The organism is Cryobacterium glucosi (assembly GCF_004402235.1).
Classification (GTDB): domain Bacteria; phylum Actinomycetota; class Actinomycetes; order Actinomycetales; family Microbacteriaceae; genus Cryobacterium; species Cryobacterium glucosi.
Window position 1 is genome coordinate 65,994 of record NZ_SOFS01000016.1, and the last position, 18,696, is coordinate 84,689.

Genomic DNA, 18,696 nt, shown 5'->3' on the forward strand with positions numbered 1-18,696 from the left:
GCCTTCTTCTACGGGGTGTAGAAGTGTATATTTTCTACGTACCGTAGAAATGACGATCGCCGGGAGGGCGCATGAACGAGTGGCTTGACCCGCTGCTGCTATCGAGATGGCAGTTCGGACTGACAACCGTGTACCACTTCCTGTTCGTCCCGCTCACGATCGGCCTCGCCCTGACCGTCGCGATTTTCCAGACCGCATGGGTGCGCACCGACAAGACCAAGTGGCTCCAGCTCACGCACTTCTTCGGCAAGCTCTTCCTGATCAACTTCGCTATGGGCGTTGTCACCGGCATCGTGCAGGAGTTCCAGTTCGGCATGAACTGGTCGACATACTCCCGCTTCGTCGGCGACGTCTTCGGCGCACCGCTCGCCTTCGAGGGCATCACCGCGTTCTTCCTCGAGGCCACCTTCATCGGTCTGTGGATCTTCGGCTGGGACAAGCTGCCCAAGGGACTGCACCTCGCGACGATCTGGCTGACCGTGGTCGGATCGATCGCGTCCGCGTACTTCATCCTCGCGGCGAACGCCTTCATGCAGAACCCGATCGCCTTCCGGATCAATGAGGAACGTGGCCGGGCCGAGCTGACCGACATCGGCACGCTGCTGACCAACCCGATCTCGCTCGCCTCGTTCCCGCACACGATCTTCGCGTGCTTCATGGTGTCCGCCGGCCTGATCATCTCGGTCGCCGCGTTCCACCTCTACCGCAAGCAGCACGTCGACACGATGCGTCCGGCGCTCAAGTTCGGCCTGTGGATGATGGTCATCTCCGGTGCCCTGACGACCGTCTTCGGCGACTCCCTGAGCCTCGCGATGGTCAAGGCCCAGCCGATGAAGATGGCCGCGGCCGAGGCGATGTACCACACGGCGACGGGCGCCAACGCGTCCTTCTCGCTCTTCACCCTCGGTACCCCCGACGGCGTGAGCGAACTGTTCTCCGTCCGCATCCCCTACCTGCTCTCGTTCCTCTCCACGCACACCCTCGACGGCACCGTCGAAGGCATCAACAACCTGCAGGACCAGTACACGACGCTGTACGGGCCCGGCGACTACACCCCGATGATCTGGGTCACCTACTGGGCCTTCCGCTGGATGATCGGACTCGGCATCGCGCACATCCTGGTCGCCGTGGTCGGCCTCTGGCTCACCCGCAAGGGCCGCAGCCCCCGGGCCACCTGGGTCTGGAAGGTCGCCATCTGGTCCTTCCCGTTCTCCCTCGCCGCCATGAGCGTCGGCTGGGTCTTCACCGAGATGGGTCGTCAGCCCTGGCTCGTGTTCGGGCTCCTGAAAACCCAGGACGGCGTCTCGCCCAACGTGACCGGCCTGACCATCCTGATCTCCCTCATCGCCTTCACGCTGATCTACGGCGCCCTCGCGGTCGTCGAGTTCCGGCTCATCCTCCGTGCCGTGCGGAAGGGCCCAGAGGATGCCCCGGTGCCGGACGCTGAGACCGGCATCACCCCCCAGCGCGTCACGGTCTACTAGGAGCAACTGATGGAACTCAACATTCTCTGGTTCTGGATCATCGCCGTGATGTTCATCGGCTACTTCGTCCTCGACGGCTTCGACTTCGGCGTCGGCATGTCCCTGCCCTTCCTCGGCAAGGACGACACCGACCGCCGGGTGCTGATCAACTCGATCGGACCGGTCTGGGACCTCAACGAGACCTGGGTCATCGTCGCGGGCGCCTCGTTGTTCGCCGCCTTCCCCGAGTGGTACGCGACGATGTTCAGCGGCTTCTACCTCGCCCTGCTCGTGATCCTCCTCGCGCTGATCGCGCGCGGGGTCTCCTTCGAGTACCGGCACCAGCGGCCGGAATCCGAATGGAAGAAGTGGTTCGACGGCATGATCGTCGTCGGCAGCGCCCTCCCTGCCCTGCTCTGGGGCGTCGCATTCGCCAACGTCGTCCAGGGCGTCCAGCTCGATGCCGGGCACAACTACACCGGCACCTTCTTCGACCTGCTCAACCCGTACGCCCTCCTCGGCGGGGTGACGACGCTGCTCCTGTTCTTCACCCACGGCGTCGTCTTCGTCTCCCTCAAGACCGAAGGGGACATCCGCCTTCGTGCCCGCAAGCTCGCCACCAAGGCAGGGCTCGTGACGATCGTCGTCGCAGCGTCGTTCCTGCTCTGGACCGTGCTCGCGTTCGGCAGCCTTTTCACCGCGCTGTTCGCCGCTGCCGCGGCCGTCGCGCTGATCGGGTCGTTCCTGCTCAACCTCCGCGGCAAAGAGGGCTGGGCATTCACGCTGATGGCGGCGACGATCGGCCTGGCCGTGCTCACCCTGTTCGCCTCGCTGTTCCCGGACGTGATGCCGGCGAGCAACGATGCCGCGAACAGCCTGACCATCGACAACGCGTCGTCGACGCCGTACACGCTCCAGGTGATGACGTGGACCGCGGTGATCGCCGCCCCGGTGATCTTCCTCTACCAGGGCTGGACATACTGGGTCCTGCGCAAGCGCGTCAGCCGCAGTAGCATCGAGCTCGCCGCGCTCTGACCTGCGGGCGCTCCCGCTGCGCCAGCTGTAGTTGCCGCGACCGCCGCCACCGAATAGTTACCGGCGAACAGTTTCCACCGAACAGAACGAGTACATGCGACCCCTCGACCCCCGGCTGCTCCGCTACGCCTCTGCCGCGCGGTGGTTCCTGGTCATCGGTGCCGTGCTCGGTCTGGCGCAGACGCTCGTCGTCGTCGTCTTCTCCTGGTTGCTCAGCCAGGTGATCACGCTCGCGGTGGGAGGCCACGACGTGACCGAACTCGGTCCGTACGTCGGGGGGATCGCCGCGGTCGTGGTCCTGCGCGCCGCGCTCGTCTGGCTGCTCGAGGTCGCGGCGAGCCGCGGCGCGGCATCCGTCAAGAGCCAGCTGCGCACCCGGGTACTGCGCGGGGTCGCCGAGCGTGGCCCGGACTGGCTTGCCGGCCAGCAGGGCGCACGCGTCTCCACCCTCGCGACCCAGGGGCTCGACGCCCTCGACAACTACTTCGCCAGGTACCTGCCGCAGCTGCTCCTCGCCGGGATCGCGACGCCGATCCTCGTGCTCGTGATGCTGTGGCAGGACCTCCCGAGCGGCATCACGGTGATCATCGTGCTCCCGCTCATTCCGCTGTTCATGGTCCTGATCGGCCAGGCCACCCAGGCCGTACAGAAGCAGCAGTGGGAGTCGCTGCAGCGGCTCGGCACCGGCTTCCTCGACCTCGTCGGCGGCCTCGGCACCCTCAAGATCTTCGGCAGGGAACGCCGGCAGACCGAACGGGTGCGCACGATCACCGAGGACTACCGGGCTCGCACCATGAAGGTGCTCCGGGTGTCATTCCTGAGCGGCTTCGTGCTCGAGCTCGGGGCGAGCCTCTCGGTCGCGCTCGTTGCGGTGTCGATCGGCCTGCGGCTCGTCGACGGCTCGCTCGGACTCGGCGTCGGACTCTTCGTGCTGCTGCTCGCGCCGGAGGCGTTCCTCCCGGTGCGCCAGATCGGCGTTCAGTTCCACGCCGCCGCCGACGGACTCGCCGCGGCCGAAGAAGTCTTCTTGATCATCGAGGGCGGTCCGGCAGCCGGGACGGCGATGGAGACAGCGGATTCAGCGAAGACAGCGGATGCAGCGGATGCCGCGGCGCCTGCGGTGCCGGCTTCGGTCACGACGCCGACGGGCTCCCTTCGCTTCGACGCGGTCACCGTGCGACGCGGAACGACCGTGACGCTCGCCGCGTTCAGCGCGACGCTCGCGCCCGGCCGGCTCGCGGTCATCGCCGGGCCGAGCGGCGCGGGCAAGTCGACCCTCGTCGCGACCCTCCAGGGCTTCGTGCCGTATTCCGGCTCCATCACCCTCGGCGAAACGGCCGTCGTGCCCGGGGGTCCTCGGCCCTGGCTCGCCTGGGCCGGCCAACGGCCGGGACTCCTCTCCGGGACGATCGCAGACAACGTCGCGCTCGGCGCCCCCGGCGTCGACAAGGCCCTCGTGGCCCGCGCACTCGACCTCGCCGGCGGCGGCGACCTGGACCCAGGGACAGCCCTCGGCGTGAACGGGGACGGTCTCTCGGGCGGCCAGGCTCAACGCGTCGCCGCGGCGAGGGCCATCTATCGCACGCTGGCGGACCGATGCCCGGTGCTCGTCCTCGACGAACCGAGCTCCGCCCTCGACGAGGCCGCAGAAGGCCGGTTGATCGCGGGCCTTCGCGAGCTCGCGGCCGCCGGCACGATCGTCATCGTGGTGAGCCACCGACCGGCCGTCGTCGCCGCGGCCGACCTCGTTCTGCAGGTCGTCCCGGTGTCCGAGGTGCCGGCATCCGCCGTTTCGCTCGGGGAGGACGCCCATGTCTGAGTTCCTGCCCCCCGCCAGGGTCCGCGCGATCCTGCGGCTCGCCCAGCCGTCCACGCGGCGTTTCCTGCCCGGGCTGGCCGCCGGCGTCGCGAGCGCCCTCTCCGCCGTGGCCCTGCTCGCGACGAGCGCCTGGCTGATCACCCGCGCCGCCGAACAGCCGCCGATCCTCTACCTGTCGATGGCGATCGTCGGCGTGCGCGCCTTCGCCCTCGGCCGCTCCGCGTTCCGCTACCTCGACCGGCTCACGAGCCACGATGCCGCCTTCCGCCAGCTCGCAGCGCTCCGGGTCGGCGTCTTCGAACGCATCCTGCCGCTCGCCCCCGCTGGACTCGCGAACACCCGCCGCGGTGACCTGCTCACGCGTCTCGTCCGGGACGTCGACGACCTGCAGGACTTCCCGCTGCGGGTCGTGCAACCGCTGGCAACGGCCGGGATGCTCGCCGTGGTGAGCGTCGTGGGCGTCTGGCTGCTCTCGCCGCTCGCGGCCCTCGGACTGGCGCTCTGTCTCGTCCTCGCCGGAGTGCTCGGCACGGCCGCGTCGGGGAGCGTCGCCGCCGGCTCCGAGCGGGAGCTCGCTCCACTCCGCGGGGACCTCGCCGACCGGGTGCTCGAACTCGTCGAGAACATCGACGTGCTCACGGCCTTCGGAGTGCTCGACGCCCGTCTCGAAGGGCTGGCCGGCGCCGACGACCGGCTGCGCCTGGCCACCCTGCGCCGATCCGTCGGCGTCGGCATCCAGGGCGCCGTGCTCTCCCTTTTCGCGGGCGCCGCGACCGTCGCAGCGCTGCTCGCCGGGTTCGGCGGGCTCTCGGGCGGCAGCCTGCCCGGCCCCGATTTCGCCGTGATCGTGCTCGTTCCGATGGCGGTCTTCGAGATCTTCGCCGTCGTGCCGGCCGCCCTCGGCGCCTGGCGCCAGGTGCGATCGAGCGCCCAACGTGTTGCGGATGCCGTACCCACCACGGTCCCGCTGGAGATCCCGATCGAGAGCGACGCCGATTCCGGGCGGGACGCCGTCGCCGCCATGTCCGCGCAGCCTGTGCTGCTGCTGAGAGGGGTCGGCGCTTCCTGGCCCGGCGCCACGGAGCCCGGCGTCTCCGGCGTGACCCTCCGCCTCGGCCCCGGTGAACGCGTCCACCTCGCCGGCCCGAGCGGCGCCGGCAAGACCACGCTCGCGCAGGTGCTCGTCCGTTTCCTCGACTACACCGGTTCGTACACGCTCGACGGCGTCGAGGCGAACACGCTCGCACCCTCCGCCGTGCGCCGCGTCGTCGGACTGTGCGAGCAACAACCCTGGCTCTTCGACGACAGCATCCGCCAGAACCTGCTGTTCGCCAGGGAAACCGCGAGCGACGACGACCTGCTCGCCGTGCTCGACCGGGTCGGCCTCGGCGACTGGACCGCACAGCGCGGAGGACTGGACGCGAGGGTCGGCGAACGCGGTGCCCTCGTCTCCGGCGGCCAGGCCCAGCGGATCGCCCTCGCCAGGGCGCTCCTGGCGGACTTCCCCGTGCTCGTCGTCGACGAACCCACCGCGAACGTGGACGAGGCGCAGGGCGACCGTCTCGTTCGGGACATCCTTGCGACGGCGACAGAGGACGGCAGGGCCGTCCTGCTCATCTCGCACACCCCGGTGCCCGATGAGCTCATCACCGCCCGGGTGACCCTTCCCGCCTGACCCTGCGCGTCCGAGCCCGTCCGGCACTCCCGGGCCCGCCCGTCTGAATCTGCCGGTCCGGTCCGGCGAGCGCCCTAGGCTGGGGGCGTGTCCGCATCAGCCCGTCCTCGTCGCAGTCCCGGCAGGGGCGACGTCGAACGCTGGGACCTCGACGGCTGGTGGGACCCGGCGGATGCCTTCGACGCGCTCTACCGGGACAGTGCCCACGCGATCTGGCTCGACGCCGGCCCCGGCGCGCAGGCCGGCTTCAGCTATCTCGCCGGGCCGACCGAACGCTCCCGGTTCGTGACCGCCTCGGTAATGGATGGAACCGTGACCGTGACGGTTCCCGGCGACCCGCTCACCGTGCCCGCCACGAGCACCGGCACCGTTTTCGACTTTCTCAGCACCGATCTCGCCACGCCTGGCGGCTCGCCGGGCGGCGAGGGAGCTAGCGGCTTCCACCTCGGCTGGGTCGGCTGGCTCGGGTACGAGCTCGGCGCCCAGACCCTGGACGTGCCGCAGCCTCCCTCGCGCTACCCCGACGCCGCCCTGCTCGAGGTCGACCGGATGCTCGCCTTCGACCACGAGAGCCGCACCGTCACCCTGCTCGCCCGCAGGCAGCCGGGGGAGCCGGCCCGCCTTGCCGAGGACTGGGCCCGCGCCGTGCGGGCGCGACGGGACAGTTCTCCTGCGGCGCGGCATCCACTGTCGTCGGCCGGCACGGTAGCTGCGGCGGACGTCGCGCCCGAGCAGCCCGGATCACCGCCCCGCGCCCGCTGGCGGCACGGCTCAGCCGACTACGCGGCACTGATCGAACGCTGCCAGGCCTTCATCGCCGCGGGGGACGCCTACCAGCTCTGCCTCACCAACGAAATCACCGTCGACGTGCGACCGCACCCCGTCGTGGCCTACCATCGGCTGCGGGCCGGCAGCCCGAGCCACCACGGCGGCCTGCTGCGCTTCGGGGACACCGCCCTGTTGAGCGCATCGCCGGAGCAGTTCCTCACCGTCGGCACCGACGGCAGCCTCTCGAGCAAACCGATCAAGGGCACCAGGCCGCGTTCCGCGGATCCCGCCTCCGATGCCGGCCTCCGCGCCGACCTCGCCGCGAGTGACAAGGAACGCGCCGAGAACCTGATGATCGTCGACCTGATGCGCAACGACCTCGGCCGGGTGGCCGAACTCGGCACCGTCGCCGTCACCCGCCTCCTCGACGTCGAGAGCTACGCGCACGTCCACCAGCTCGTGAGCACGGTCGAGGCGCGCCTCGCCGCGGGGCTCACGGGCACGGATGCCGTCCGGTCCTGCTTCCCGGCCGGTTCGATGACGGGGGTGCCCAAGCAGAGCGCCGTCAGCCTGCTGCGCGGCCTCGAGGACGGTCCGCGCGGCATCTACTCGGGTGCGTTCGGCTACTTCGGCCGCGACGGAGCCGTCGACCTCGCCATGGTGATCCGCAGCATCGTCCTCGATCCCGCAGGAGCCTCGATCGGAACCGGCGGCGGAATCACCACCCTGTCCGTCCCGGCGGAGGAGGTCGAGGAGACCCGGATCAAGGCCGCGGCGCTCCTGACCGTGCTCGGTTGCGGCCCTGACCTCGTTACCGGCGCGGGTTGAGTAACCTAGAAGCTTGGACTGTGAAGCGTTCACGCCCGAATCACCAGAATGAGAGCCCCGTGGCACACGAGCACGACCGCACCCCATACGGCGTAGAGATCGACGAGGACGTCTATGACTTCGCCGCGATCCAGGCGAAGTGGCAACCCATCTGGGACGAGCTCGAACCGTTCCGGACGAGCGACCCCGACGACACCCGTCCGCGCAAGTACGTGCTCGACATGTTCCCGTATCCCTCAGGCGACCTGCACATGGGCCACGCCGAGGTCTACGCGCTCGGCGACATCGTCGCCCGGTACTGGCGCCAGCAGGGCTTCAACGTGCTGCACCCGATCGGCTGGGACTCCTTCGGCCTTCCCGCCGAGAACGCGGCCATCAAGCGCGGCATCGACCCGCGCGGCTGGACCTATGACAACATCGCGCAGCAGAAGAAGAGCATGAAGCTCTACGCCGCCTCCTTCGACTGGTCGCGCGAACTGCACACGAGCGACCCCGAGTACTACAAGTGGAACCAATGGCTGTTCCTGCAGCTGTACAAGAAGGGCCTCGCCTACCGCAAGGACAGCTGGGTCAACTGGGACCCGATCGACCAGACCGTGCTCGCGAACGAGCAGGTCCTGCCGGACGGCACGAGCGACCGCAGCGGCGCGATCGTGATCAAGAAGAAGCTCACCCAGTGGTACTTCAAGATCACCGACTACGCCGACCGCCTGCTCGACGACCTCAACCAGCTCGAGGGCACCTGGCCGGCCAAGGTCCTCAACATGCAGCGCAACTGGATCGGCCGCTCCATCGGCGCCGACGTCGACTTCGCCATCGAGGGCCGGGAGGCCGTCGTGAGCGTCTTCACGACCCGCCCGGACACCCTCTTCGGCGCGACCTTCATGGTCGTGGCCCCCGACTCCGACCTCGCCGCCGAGCTCGTCGCCGACTCCACTCCCGAGGTGCGCAAACGCTTCCAGGACTACCTCGTGCAGATGCAGAAGAGCACGGACATCGAGCGCCAGGCCACCGACCGGCCGAAGACCGGCGTCTTCCTCGAACGTTTCGCGATCAACCCCGTCAACGGCGAACGCCTGCCGATCTGGGCCGCAGACTACGTCTTCGCGGACTACGGACATGGCGCCGTGATGGCCGTTCCCGCACACGACCAGCGCGACCTCGATTTCGCCCGGAAGTTCGACCTGCCCGTCCGGGTCGTCGTCGACACGACGGCGCCCCTGACCGGCACCCTGCCCGTGATCACGCCCGGCATGATCGACGGCACGGAGGAACTGCCGCTCGACCCCACGCCGCTCGATCCGGCAGAAACCGGTGTCGCGCTGGCCGGGGAAGGCCGCCTGATCAATTCCGGAGCCCTCACCGGCCTCAGCAAGAACAACGCGATCAAGCGCATCGTCGAGCAGCTCACCCAGGACGGCACCGGAAGGGCCGCGAAGAACTACCGGCTGCGCGACTGGCTCATCTCCCGCCAGCGTTACTGGGGCACCCCGATCCCGATCATCCACGGCCAGGACGGCGCAGAGATCCCCGTGCCCGAAGACCAGCTGCCGGTGCTGCTGCCCTCGACGGAGGGCCTCGATCTCAAGCCGAAGGGGACCTCGCCGCTCGGCGGCGCCACGGACTGGGTCAACGTACCCAACCCGATCGACGGCACCCCTGCGCGCCGCGACGCCGACACGATGGACACCTTCGTCGACAGCTCCTGGTACTTCCTCCGGTTCCTGAACCCGAACGACGACACCCAGGCCTTCGACCCGAAGGAAGCCGAGAAGTGGGCTCCCGTCGACCAGTACGTCGGCGGCGTCGAGCACGCGATCCTGCACCTGCTCTACGCCCGGTTCATCACCAAGGTGCTCTTCGACCTCGGTTACGTGACGTTCACCGAGCCGTTCACCGCACTGCTCAACCAGGGCATGGTCATCCTCGACGGCACCAAGATGTCCAAGAGCAAGGGCAACCTCGTCTACTTCACCGAGGAGATCGACCAGTTCGGCGTCGACGCCGTGCGCCTCACGATGGCCTTCGCCGGCCCGCCGGAGGACGACATCGACTGGGCGGACGTCTCCCCGGTCGGCTCGGCCAAGTTCCTCGCCCGCGCCTGGCGCATGGCCAAGGACGTCACGAGCGCACCCGACGTGCTGTGGAAGACCGGTGACCCCGCCCTCCGCCGGGTCACGCACCGCTTCCTCGCCGACGCGCCCGGCCTGATCGAGTCCTTCAAGTTCAACGTCGTCGTCGCACGCCTGATGGAGCTCGTGAACGCGACCCGCAAGGTCATCGACACCGGCGCAGGCCCGGCCGATGCCGCGGTGCGGGAGGCCGCTGAGGCGACCGCCATGGCGCTCAACCTCTTCGCGCCGTACACCGCGGAGGACATGTGGCAGCGCCTCGGCTACGAGCCGTGCGTCGCGCTCGCCCAGTGGCGCAAGGCCGACCCGCGGCTCCTCGTCGAGGAGTCCGTCACGGCGATCGTGCAGGTCGACAGCAAGGTGCGCGAGCGCCTCGTGGTCTCGCCGAAGATCTCCGCTGACGACCTCGAGGGCCTCGCCCGCGCATCCGCATCGGTCATTCGCTCGATCGGAGACCGGGAGATCGTCCACGTGATCGTGCGGGCGCCGAAGCTCGTGAGCATCGTCACCAAGCCCGTCTGAGGTCCTGACGTCGTGAGGTCCTGAGGCACCTCGAGGATCCTCGAGGTGCCAGTGAGTGCCCTCGCCGATGCGCGTTGCGCGCCCTCGACAGGCCTGGGGCCGGTCCGGTTGTCCACCGGTCCGGCCCGGGCCGGCGCCCCGCGGGGCGGCGCGCATAGCCTGCCCGGATGGAGACTCCACGACCCTCGTCCTGGCCGGACGGGGAACCCGGGACAGGGCAGGGAGGGCGGTCCGGCAAGGGTCACGACCTGGAGCCGAACCCCGCCGACGCGGCTGAGCCGTTTCCCGAACGGATGTCGCCGCTCGACACCCTCTCGCCGTCCGCCCGCCGGCCGAACCGGGCCAGGCTCCGGATGGGCCTGGGCGCGGCGGTCGTGCTTGTGCTGGCCGCTCTCCTCATCGCGGTGATCGTCACCGCGCTCGGGCCGCAGGCCGGGCGGCAGGTCCTCGTCTCCGCGGTGGGCGGAGCCGCAGGCCGCGGAACGTCGACGGCGTCCCCGCCGGCCTCCCCAGACAAGGGTCCTGCCTCCGGAGCGGCCGGCTCCGGAACGGGGCGGGCCTCGCCGTCTCCGGACGCCGCTCGCACACCCGTCATCCTCGTGCACGTCCTCGGTGCCGTCCTCCGGCCGGGCCTGTTCGAATTGCCGGTCGGTGCCCGCGTGGTCGACGCCGTGTCGGCTGCAGGGGGATTCACCGCGGCGGCCGATCCGGCAGGGACCAATCTCGCCCGGCCGCTCGCGGACGGCGAACAGGTCTACCTGCCCGCCATCGGTGAGACGGTACCGGGTGGAGCGGCCGGCACCGGTGGCATCGGCGGCACCGGCGGAAGCGCGGCCGGTTCAGGTGGAGCGGCCGGTCTTCCGGCGGTGAAGATCAATCTCAACCGGGCGACGGTGTCCGAGCTGGACGCGCTGCCACGGATCGGCCCGGCCATGGCGCAGCGCATCGTCGACTACCGGTCCGCGAACGGACCCTTCGCCGCCATCGAGGACCTCCGGAACGTGACCGGGATCGGAGACAAGACCTTCGAGGTCCTGAAAGACCTCGTGACGGTGTGAGGCCGCCGACGGGAGGTAGTTCCAGGGCGGACGCACGCCTCGTGATCCCCGCGGCGACGGCCTGGGCGACGGCCTGGTGGCTCACGGGCGCCCCGGTGTCCGCAGGGCCGGCCGCGGCGGCCCTGTGGGGGGCCGTGCTCGCTGTGACCGGATACGCGGTCCTCGTGGCGCGCAGGGGATACCCGCGCTCGGTGTCCAGCCCCGCGGCCGGCGCGGGGATCCGCCGGGCGATCCGGCGCCTGGCGACCCGGTTGCCCGCGAACCGGACGGTGACCGCGGGAACCGTCCTGGTCTGCTGCACGGCCGCGGCCCTCCTGGCCTCGCTCGTCGCGGTCGCGGCACCCGCCCGACTGCCGGCCGGCGTCGCGAAGATCGCGGCGGCCCATGTGCCTGTCGCGGCGCGGATCGTGGTCGGTTCCGTGCCGGCCAGGGCCCCGGCACTGTCGGGATTCGGTGGTTCCGATGCCGGTGCCGATGCCGATCCCGGCGCCGGTGCAGGGAGCGGGCGCATCCGGTTCAGGGGCACCCTCGTCGCACTGGGCGCGGGGACCGGTTCGGCCAGGGCAGCCGCGCACGACACCGGGGACGGCCTGTCCGTTCCGGTCCTCGTGTTCGCAGCGGCGCCGGGGGAGAGCCTGCGGATCGGTGCGACCGTGAGCCTGGACGCGACACTCGTGTCCACGGAGCCGGGCGACTCCGCCGCGCTGCTGGTCTTCGGCGACGGACGACCGGTGCCCGTCGCCGAAGCGCCGTGGTGGCTCGACTGGGCCGACGAATTGCGCGCCCGCTTCGTCGCCGCGGCCGCAACCCTCCCCGGTGACGGGGGAGCGCTCCTGCCCGGGCTCGCGATCGGCGACACGAGTGCCGTCGGCGACGACCTCGACGCGGCGATGAAGTCCAGCTCGCTAGTCCGTCATGAGTGACCGTTATACGCGAAAGGCTGCCACTTGGGGCAGAATCGTGTGATGGAAGACGACGGCATACCGTGGGACGGCCCGGCGTGTCCCGCGTGCGGCCACGAGATGGACGTGGCGACGGTGAACACTCCATACGGTTTCAGAGTGCGGCGGGTATGCCCAGAGTGTCGACTTGTTGAGCTGGTCCCACACCCGTTTGAAAATTAGCCATGCTCCTGGCGCGGATCGACGCTGAATTCGCTCAATTCCACAGGTGTGGAAAGTCCTAAGCGCAAATCTGTGGAATTGAGCACAAATCTGTGGAGAACGTGCCCGATGCCCCTAGTTCACTGGAGCAAAAAGATCGTGTCTGTGGATAGACATGGGGAAAGCACCACGATTGTCGTGGACAAGCATGTGGATAACTACACAGCTGTAATTACCGCGATTTTTCTACTGCAGACTGTGGTCAAGGCGCAAAAACGCCCTACCTAGATATGAGTTCTAGGTACAACCTGTTTTCTCCACGAATCAAAACAAATGCGGCGAACCGAATATCACTCGGCTAGTCACGGATAAGGACTGTATGTTTCCATCGCCCATCAGCTGTGCGCTCCCACCTCAGTGGAGGCGCCTGGTTCTTACCAAATGTAGCAGGGCTCAAGCCTTCGTCAAGCCATGGCTGCAGATGCAGGTCTACGAGCGCGTCGATGGCGCTTACGTCTGGCTCAACTCGGCGCTGATCAAGATCTGGCAGCACCGTCCGAAAGTCGACACGGTCAAGGTCATCCTGGACTTCATCCGCACGGCGGTTGCCGCGTTCGATGCTGTCCAGTCAATGACGCAGCCCGCAACGGCGTAGCCGCTTCTCCCCGTCGGTCCTTCGGGATCGGCGGGGAGTCTCGTTGTCACGTACGTGACAAAGTGGTCGCTAGTGTCGGAGATGTGAAGTCCCTGATGAAAAGTGCGAAAGATGCCTTTGCCGATCACTGGCGGATAGTTCTGATTCTCGTGGGGTTGTTGGCCTTTGTCGCGGCCGTCGCGTACGTGCCCGAGCGGTGGGTGGATCAATCGAGCGGACTCGCCATTGCAGACCGAATAACAGCGGTGGCTGGGGTTCGACAGTCCGTGGTCTTCATGGGCGGCGGTCTCCTTGCTCTCGTTGGCATTTACTACACCCACCAACGAAGCATCGTGGAGCGGGCTACCAACAGGCTTCAGCAGGATTCCAACTACACCGACCGCTATACGGCTGCGATAACCCAGCTGGGCTCAGACAATCTGACAATTCGCTTGGGTGGTGTTTACGCCCTGGAACGAATCGCCAGGGACTCTACTGGGGACCGTGAAACGGTCGAAGACGTACTCGCAGCGTTCGTCCGCATGGACGCTCCACGGGCGGCAAAGGAACTGGAAGTCAACGACCCTCAGGTTCTATTCAGTGCCCCCGTCGACATCCTTGCGGCGGCAACCGTGTTGTCGCGTCGTGATGTCAAACTGCAAATAGGGGACCGCCAAATCGACCTAAGTGGCGCTCAACTTGGCTCTGTCGAAATGGTGAATGCAACGTCTCTCAATGACGTGAGCCTTTCAGGTGCGAACTTGCACAGAGCATTACTAATGTCCGCTTACATGAGCGGTGCGAATCTTTTCGACACGAATTTGCGCTCAGCGAACCTCGTTGAGGCCAATCTGACGACATCGTGGCTGCTGGGGACGCACCTGGAAAACGCGAACTTGAGGGACGCGAACTTGTCAGGAGCGCACCTCTATGGTGCATACCTGGACGGTGCATCCTTACAGGGCGCGATTTTGACGGACGCGCAGCTGAACCAATCCCGACTAAACGGTGCGAATCTCACGAGCGTGGTCGGTTGGTCATCCGAACAACTCGAAAAAGCTGGATCTTGGGATATCTCGACTATTTGGCCACATGGGCACATACCCTCGATCCCTACGAAGATCGAAAACGGCTGAGTTCTGCTTTCTCCAAGCGAGTGAGGCCGCTCCCGTCACCGAAAAGACCCATTCTCGTCAAGGGGCACACTCAAGACCTCTGCTGACCATCGATCAATCCGCGCATCCAACGTGAGCGGCTGTTCGAATTCCTTTAGGAGCACGGCGAGTTCTTCCTCCGGCGTCCGGACGGTCGGCTTGATCAGACGTTCCATAACCTCCGTGAGCTGCTTCGCCAGAGGGGCCTTCGCCTGACGGCTCGTCGACGAGTCCACCTCCCGTGCCAGGGCCAGGGCCGTCTGCCGTAACGTCTCGGTGCCAGGACCGGACACCCCGGCGAGATCCATGCGCACCGCACGCTCCAACGGGCCGATATCGAGTAGGTCGTCCGGGTCAACCGTCCCGTTGACCTCCACGGCCACCACAGCGCGCTCGATGCCCGCCCTACGCGAACGGTCACGACGATCACGCGCACGCTGCGTGTTCGCAGCCTTGCAAACGGGGCACGCGCCGCCCTGATTCGCGAGCTCCCACCGGTAACGCTGCTCACTGCCATGAGGACTCTTCCCGGGGTACTTCACGCTGCGCATGCGTAGCCCCCTTCACCGTGCGAGAGAGAAAAAGGAAGCGGGCGCGGTCGTCCGTGCCTTCGATCTCTAAAAAATCGGTTGGTGTGGCGGCGGCTGTCTTGGGCCCGGTCTGCGGTGATCGGTGACTGTGTCTGTCCCGGTGTGGTGGTGTGCCCGGGTGCTGGTGTCGCGGTGTTCATGGTCACGGCTCGTCGTGCTGGTACCTGACGCCGATCAGGTACAGGCCGACACCGAAGACGATGAGTGCGGTCGGGGGTGACACGAACGCTGCGCCCGTCACGATCAGGGCGGCACCTGCGATCTCTAGGGCGTTGGTGATCCAGTTACGCATGCCAGGTTCCTTCGCGTTCGGGGGTGAGTGTGTGATGCCGCCCCGGCCCGGGGCAAGTCGGGGCGGGGCGGCATCTGGGGCGCTGGTCGGCGTCGATAGGGGGATGGAGGTCCCTGCGCCGTACCATCCGTTCCTCCGGCCGTGTGTCTCACGCTCCGGAGGGGTAGTTGACGCCCGGTCTTTAGGTGGTGGACGTAACGGTGCAGAGGCCGGCCTTGTTGAGGGCCTGCACATCGACCCGGGTCGTGATGCGGAGCGCTGTCGCGTTGCTGTTGAACGCGTAGTGCTCGGACAGGTCCATGGTTACGGCCGCGCCGATGCCGACGATGACCTGATCGAGGTCGAGCATGATGCTCTTCTTCACGGGCACGTTGGCTGAGATGAAGATCGGAACTCCGAAGATGGACTGGTTGCCGGTGGCGGACATGTCCGGGGTCAGCAGGGGCCGGTTCGTGGTGTCGAGCTGCTTGCGGATCTTCGCGTAGTCGACGGGGTTGATGAAGTACGCGAGCCGGTCGGTGTTCGCGCCCGCGCCCTGCAACGTGGACAGCGCGTCGGAGATCGACGCGAGGTCGTGGTCGCCGGTCTTGGCGATGTTCCCGATGCCCGCGAGTGTGGTGAGCCCAGCGGTGCGGTACGGGGACGCAGCATAGGTTCCGGCGAAGAACGTGCCGTCGACCTTCGTCGCGGTGCTGCGGATCAGGTCGGTGGTGACGAGGTCAACCACACCGCCATCACTGTCGCGAATCGCTTCGTTCGAGACGAGGCTGAGGGCGGCGTAAGACACTGGCTGCAACGTGACCCCGGCAATCGTGGGGTCCGACGGGCTGATGACGGTGTTCTCGTCCCGGGCACCGACGGTCACGGACGCCGACACGACGGGAATGCTCAACGAGTTCATCGGCACCTCAACGAGTCGAGGTGCAGCCTTCAGGAACACGGACGCCGAGCGGAGTCGGTCAGTCCACTTCGCGAAGTTGGACTGGCCGAGGGTGACGCCGACGGAACCATTGCCGAGTGCGCGCTCCTGATCTCGGTATTCGGAGATCGTTGGGAGTGCGCGCTCTGCGGTGCTGATCGAGCTCCCGCCGCTCAGGATCTGGGTCATGAAGCTTTCAGCGTTTTGGGCGCTGCGCTGGTTCTCCTCGATGGCGTCGATTCGAGAATCGAGTGCGCTGATGTTCTCGATGTGCTCGTTGTACTCGCGGTCTTCGCTTGCCGTCAGGCCGCGCTTGGCCGAATCGGCGGCACGGAGGATATCGTTCGCGGCGGTCCATTCGGCGCGCCGTTTCTTCTTCAGTTCGGGGATCAATTGACTAGCTCCTTGGGGGAAGGGTTGCTAGCTCATGCCCGAGCCTGCGGTGATGTGGAATGCGTATTTAGCTAGGGTCTTGACTTGGCGAATCGAGCGACTTGATCGGGAGTAACTACCCACCGACCGTTGACCAGTTCGGCCCCGAGATCGCCGCGAGCGATCGCGGCACGCACACCTCGCGGTGTGATTCGGAGCCTTGCTGCTACTTGTTGCGTGCTCAAGAGCAATGGTGCGGGCAGTTCCGCGAGTTCAGCGAATTCCGTTCCCCGTGCGGTATTGGCGGGGAACTGGGCGATTCTTTCGCATCCCTGGAGCACCATTTCCAGTTCGAGGTCGTTTGCGAACCGCTGCCGGAGTCCACGCACAACGCCGTTCTGAACGAGCATCCGGGCTATGCGCGCTGGCACGGTCACCGAGTGACCTTCGATGACGTACGGGTTACGCATCCCCAAGCCCCAGATCGTCTAGGTCGTCGTCGAGGTCCGTCAGGATCTCTCGTGCCAAGTGGTCGTCGACAATGGCCCGGACGAGGATTGCCGCGTCGCCGCCGAGTGCGACGGCCGTTTCGAGGATGCTCAGAGCGAGATCCGAGAACTGGAGAAGAGCCTCCGATAAGAGTCGCTGGCTCTCGTCAAACGGGAGCGAGTCGAGAGCGCCATCGAGGGCGGCTCGCTGCTCGTCGAGAGTGCGGCCCGCCGCGAACAGGACAGCAGTCAAATCAATTTCAGACATTCGGGGTAGTCCTTTCGGGTCGGTGTCGGGCACATACGCCCAGTGCTTTGCTCTCTGGGTGCCAGAGCCCTTGTGCGCAGCCGGGGACGGAGCACGTGAGGTCCGTGACGGGTACTGGCCGATCGGCCGGTTGCACGCGCACGGGTTCACGCTGCCAAGCGTCTTCAGAGAAGCGAGGTGCCGGTACCGGTGGGGGCGGCGGTGGCGCGTAGATCACGATGCGCGCTCCATCCGCGCGACCTCGTGAGCGCTGTCACCCTTTCGGCACAGCCCGGACGCGAGCGATTCCGGCGTCCACAACTTGTTAGAGCACACCCTGCACTTGCGGCTACCGGGCGGAGACGGTTCGATCGCGCCCGTCCGAAGGTCCACAAATTCACCGGCAAATCCCTCCGGTTCCGAATCGGGAATCTTCGCCACAGGCCACGCCGTAACCGGGGCAGCCGACTCCTCGTTCGTCAAACCGTCCTGCGTGTACTGGCTGCTCGTAAGAAGCCTTGCCTTTGCCTTTGCCTTGCCTTTGTCGTGCCCTGGTACGTAACGCGTTACGTCACGCACATCGTCACGCTCCGAACCGGATTCTTTCTGGCGCTGCCGGTGTCGTGCCTGCCGATCTGCGTTGAGACGACGCTTCTGTTTCAAACCCTCAAGCTGCTCTTTACTCGTCTGAGTGTCGGCAAAATCAGCAATTACCCAACCGCCGCCGACAGCCCGCCAGAGCTCGGCCCCGACGAGGGACGCGGCAATGGACGGCGAACATGGGATCAGTGGCAGGTCGTCCGGTTCGATTCGCCCGTCCGTCATGTTCGTCACCGACCAAGCAGTCGCCAACACGAACGCTCGGAACGCCTCTGGGGTCAAGCGCATTACGCGCCGATCGTTGAGGTAGTGGCATGGAAACCGTGCGTCCACAGGTTGTCACCCCCCGACGTAGGAACCGACACGGATTGGGGAACGGTGTCGCCCTGATCTGCGACGCGGGCCTCCAGGGGCACAGGTGGGCACTCAGGCCCGGGTGTGGCGTCTATCCCTCCTGCGTTTCCCAATGAGAGGCGTCTGGTGAGATCGGTCGCGGACATTCCCGGCCCTCGCCAAGTGCCTTCGACAAGCCGAATCGGCTCACCATGGAACACCAGCGAATGAGGGTCCCTGCACTCGACTCTGCCGTTCGGCAGGATTAGTTGGTGGGCATCGAACAGAGTTAGGCCCTCGAACGTCTCGCAGCACTTGGCGCAATGGCCCGTCAGGTTCCCTCGTTGCTTCCACTCCTTGCCGCACTTCGAGTGCGACACACAACCGACGGCGCGCCCGGTGGTATTCTCTTCGTGATCCGATCCCCTTCGTGATTGCTTAGGACCCCCGGTTGCCGCCGGGGGTCTTTCTCTTAGGGTTTTCATGCGGGCACGACCGCCCCGGACAGTAGAGCGGCGAGCCTGTCACGTTGCGCTCCGGTGAGCGGCGGTGCATCGGCGACGACCCGCTCGATGTAGAGCGCGAGCCGTTCGGCGGCGAGGTCACGTTGCATGTTTGCCAATGCTTCCGGCGAGGCGGTGCCCCACCTTGTAGCTGCTCCGAG

18 protein-coding genes are annotated in these 18,696 nt (G+C 67.0%); 10 read left to right on the forward strand and 8 right to left on the reverse strand.

The features are described from left to right. Window positions 1–71: 71 nt before the first annotated feature. From E3O46_RS06925 to E3O46_RS06965, 10 genes are all read left to right on the forward strand, one after another. Complete coding sequence (locus E3O46_RS06925; protein WP_134446074.1) at window positions 72–1,484, forward strand: cytochrome ubiquinol oxidase subunit I; 1,413 nt, start codon at window positions 72–74, stop codon at window positions 1,482–1,484. Between the two features lie 9 nt (window positions 1,485–1,493). After that, window positions 1,494–2,498, forward strand: coding sequence for a cytochrome d ubiquinol oxidase subunit II (gene cydB, locus E3O46_RS06930; protein WP_134561393.1), 1,005 nt, complete (start codon window positions 1,494–1,496; stop codon window positions 2,496–2,498). A gap of 94 nt (window positions 2,499–2,592) precedes the next feature. After that, complete coding sequence (gene cydD, locus E3O46_RS06935; protein ID WP_134558355.1) at window positions 2,593–4,317, forward strand: thiol reductant ABC exporter subunit CydD; 1,725 nt, start codon at window positions 2,593–2,595, stop codon at window positions 4,315–4,317. After that, entirely contained in the window at window positions 4,310–5,992 is a 1,683-nt protein-coding gene (gene cydC, locus E3O46_RS06940; RefSeq protein WP_134561394.1) for a thiol reductant ABC exporter subunit CydC, read from the forward strand. The genes cydD and cydC overlap by 8 nt, the downstream gene beginning before the upstream one ends. 87 nt (window positions 5,993–6,079) lie before the next feature. Continuing rightward, on the forward strand, window positions 6,080–7,588 hold the full coding sequence (locus E3O46_RS06945; protein WP_134446070.1) for an anthranilate synthase component I family protein: 1,509 nt from the start codon (window positions 6,080–6,082) through the stop codon (window positions 7,586–7,588). A 59-nt stretch (window positions 7,589–7,647) separates the two neighbouring features. Then, window positions 7,648–10,242, forward strand: a complete 2,595-nt coding sequence (leuS, locus tag E3O46_RS06950) for a leucine--tRNA ligase (RefSeq protein WP_134446069.1) — start codon at window positions 7,648–7,650, stop codon at window positions 10,240–10,242. Window positions 10,243–10,409: 167 nt separating this feature from the next. Then, on the forward strand, window positions 10,410–11,300 hold the full coding sequence (locus E3O46_RS06955) for a ComEA family DNA-binding protein (protein ID WP_241985131.1): 891 nt from the start codon (window positions 10,410–10,412) through the stop codon (window positions 11,298–11,300). Continuing rightward, complete coding sequence (locus E3O46_RS06960; protein WP_134561395.1) at window positions 11,297–12,223, forward strand: hypothetical protein; 927 nt, start codon at window positions 11,297–11,299, stop codon at window positions 12,221–12,223. Before E3O46_RS06955 ends, E3O46_RS06960 begins: the two co-directional genes overlap by 4 nt. Window positions 12,224–12,884: 661 nt before the next feature. After that, complete coding sequence (locus tag E3O46_RS18230; RefSeq protein ID WP_166791036.1) at window positions 12,885–13,058, forward strand: hypothetical protein; 174 nt, start codon at window positions 12,885–12,887, stop codon at window positions 13,056–13,058. 83 nt (window positions 13,059–13,141) lie between these two features. Continuing rightward, the gene (locus tag E3O46_RS06965) at window positions 13,142–14,173 is read left to right on the forward strand and encodes a pentapeptide repeat-containing protein (protein WP_166791037.1); all 1,032 of its coding nucleotides are present in this window, start codon (window positions 13,142–13,144) and stop codon (window positions 14,171–14,173) included. A gap of 35 nt (window positions 14,174–14,208) precedes the next feature. Here E3O46_RS06965 and E3O46_RS06970 read toward each other — a convergent pair whose 3' ends face one another. The 8 genes from E3O46_RS06970 to E3O46_RS18840 all read right to left on the reverse strand — a co-directional run bounded on the left by E3O46_RS06970 (window position 14,209) and on the right by E3O46_RS18840 (window position 18,645). Continuing rightward, entirely contained in the window at window positions 14,209–14,742 is a 534-nt protein-coding gene (locus E3O46_RS06970; RefSeq protein WP_134561397.1) for a hypothetical protein, read from the reverse strand. Window positions 14,743–14,923: 181 nt separating this feature from the next. After that, window positions 14,924–15,073, reverse strand: coding sequence for a hypothetical protein (locus E3O46_RS18235; protein WP_166791038.1), 150 nt, complete (start codon window positions 15,071–15,073; stop codon window positions 14,924–14,926). Between the two features lie 181 nt (window positions 15,074–15,254). Beyond that, complete coding sequence (locus tag E3O46_RS06975; protein ID WP_134561398.1) at window positions 15,255–16,385, reverse strand: phage major capsid protein; 1,131 nt, start codon at window positions 16,383–16,385, stop codon at window positions 15,255–15,257. A gap of 71 nt (window positions 16,386–16,456) precedes the next feature. Continuing rightward, window positions 16,457–16,834, reverse strand: coding sequence for a helix-turn-helix domain-containing protein (locus E3O46_RS18985; RefSeq protein WP_420897722.1), 378 nt, complete (start codon window positions 16,832–16,834; stop codon window positions 16,457–16,459). Continuing rightward, window positions 16,827–17,120: a hypothetical protein gene (locus tag E3O46_RS06980; protein WP_134561399.1), complete on the reverse strand. Its 294-nt coding sequence runs from the start codon at window positions 17,118–17,120 to the stop codon at window positions 16,827–16,829. Before E3O46_RS06980 ends, E3O46_RS18985 begins: the two co-directional genes overlap by 8 nt. Window positions 17,121–17,333: 213 nt before the next feature. Then, the gene (locus E3O46_RS06985) at window positions 17,334–17,933 is read right to left on the reverse strand and encodes a hypothetical protein (RefSeq protein WP_134561400.1); all 600 of its coding nucleotides are present in this window, start codon (window positions 17,931–17,933) and stop codon (window positions 17,334–17,336) included. 53 nt (window positions 17,934–17,986) lie between these two features. After that, complete coding sequence (locus E3O46_RS18990) at window positions 17,987–18,517, reverse strand: FDXHR family putative zinc-binding protein (protein ID WP_420897723.1); 531 nt, start codon at window positions 18,515–18,517, stop codon at window positions 17,987–17,989. Further along, a complete protein-coding gene (locus tag E3O46_RS18840; protein WP_277612968.1) occupies window positions 18,514–18,645 on the reverse strand; it encodes a hypothetical protein in 132 nt (43 codons plus the stop codon). The genes E3O46_RS18990 and E3O46_RS18840 overlap by 4 nt, the downstream gene beginning before the upstream one ends. Window positions 18,646–18,696 lie beyond the last annotated feature (51 nt).

What these genes read in the sequence shown, in the direction of transcription:
- cydB (WP_134561393.1), top strand. Translation starts at nt 1,494, where the DNA reads ATGGAACTCAACATTCTCTGGTTCTGGATCATCGCCGTGATGTTCATC.
- cydC (WP_134561394.1), top strand. Translation starts at nt 4,310, where the DNA reads ATGTCTGAGTTCCTGCCCCCCGCCAGGGTCCGCGCGATCCTGCGGCTC.
- E3O46_RS06925 (WP_134446074.1), top strand. Translation starts at nt 72, where the DNA reads ATGAACGAGTGGCTTGACCCGCTGCTGCTATCGAGATGGCAGTTCGGA.
- E3O46_RS06955 (WP_241985131.1), top strand. Translation starts at nt 10,410, where the DNA reads ATGGAGACTCCACGACCCTCGTCCTGGCCGGACGGGGAACCCGGGACA.
- E3O46_RS06970 (WP_134561397.1), bottom strand. Translation starts at nt 14,742, where the DNA reads ATGCGCAGCGTGAAGTACCCCGGGAAGAGTCCTCATGGCAGTGAGCAG.
- E3O46_RS06980 (WP_134561399.1), bottom strand. Translation starts at nt 17,120, where the DNA reads ATGTCTGAAATTGATTTGACTGCTGTCCTGTTCGCGGCGGGCCGCACT.
- cydD (WP_134558355.1), top strand. Translation starts at nt 2,593, where the DNA reads ATGCGACCCCTCGACCCCCGGCTGCTCCGCTACGCCTCTGCCGCGCGG.
- E3O46_RS18230 (WP_166791036.1), top strand. Translation starts at nt 12,885, where the DNA reads ATGCAGGTCTACGAGCGCGTCGATGGCGCTTACGTCTGGCTCAACTCG.
- E3O46_RS18840 (WP_277612968.1), bottom strand. Translation starts at nt 18,645, where the DNA reads ATGCAACGTGACCTCGCCGCCGAACGGCTCGCGCTCTACATCGAGCGG.
- E3O46_RS18235 (WP_166791038.1), bottom strand. Translation starts at nt 15,073, where the DNA reads ATGCGTAACTGGATCACCAACGCCCTAGAGATCGCAGGTGCCGCCCTG.
- E3O46_RS18985 (WP_420897722.1), bottom strand. Translation starts at nt 16,834, where the DNA reads ATGCGTAACCCGTACGTCATCGAAGGTCACTCGGTGACCGTGCCAGCG.
- E3O46_RS18990 (WP_420897723.1), bottom strand. Translation starts at nt 18,517, where the DNA reads ATGAAAACCCTAAGAGAAAGACCCCCGGCGGCAACCGGGGGTCCTAAG.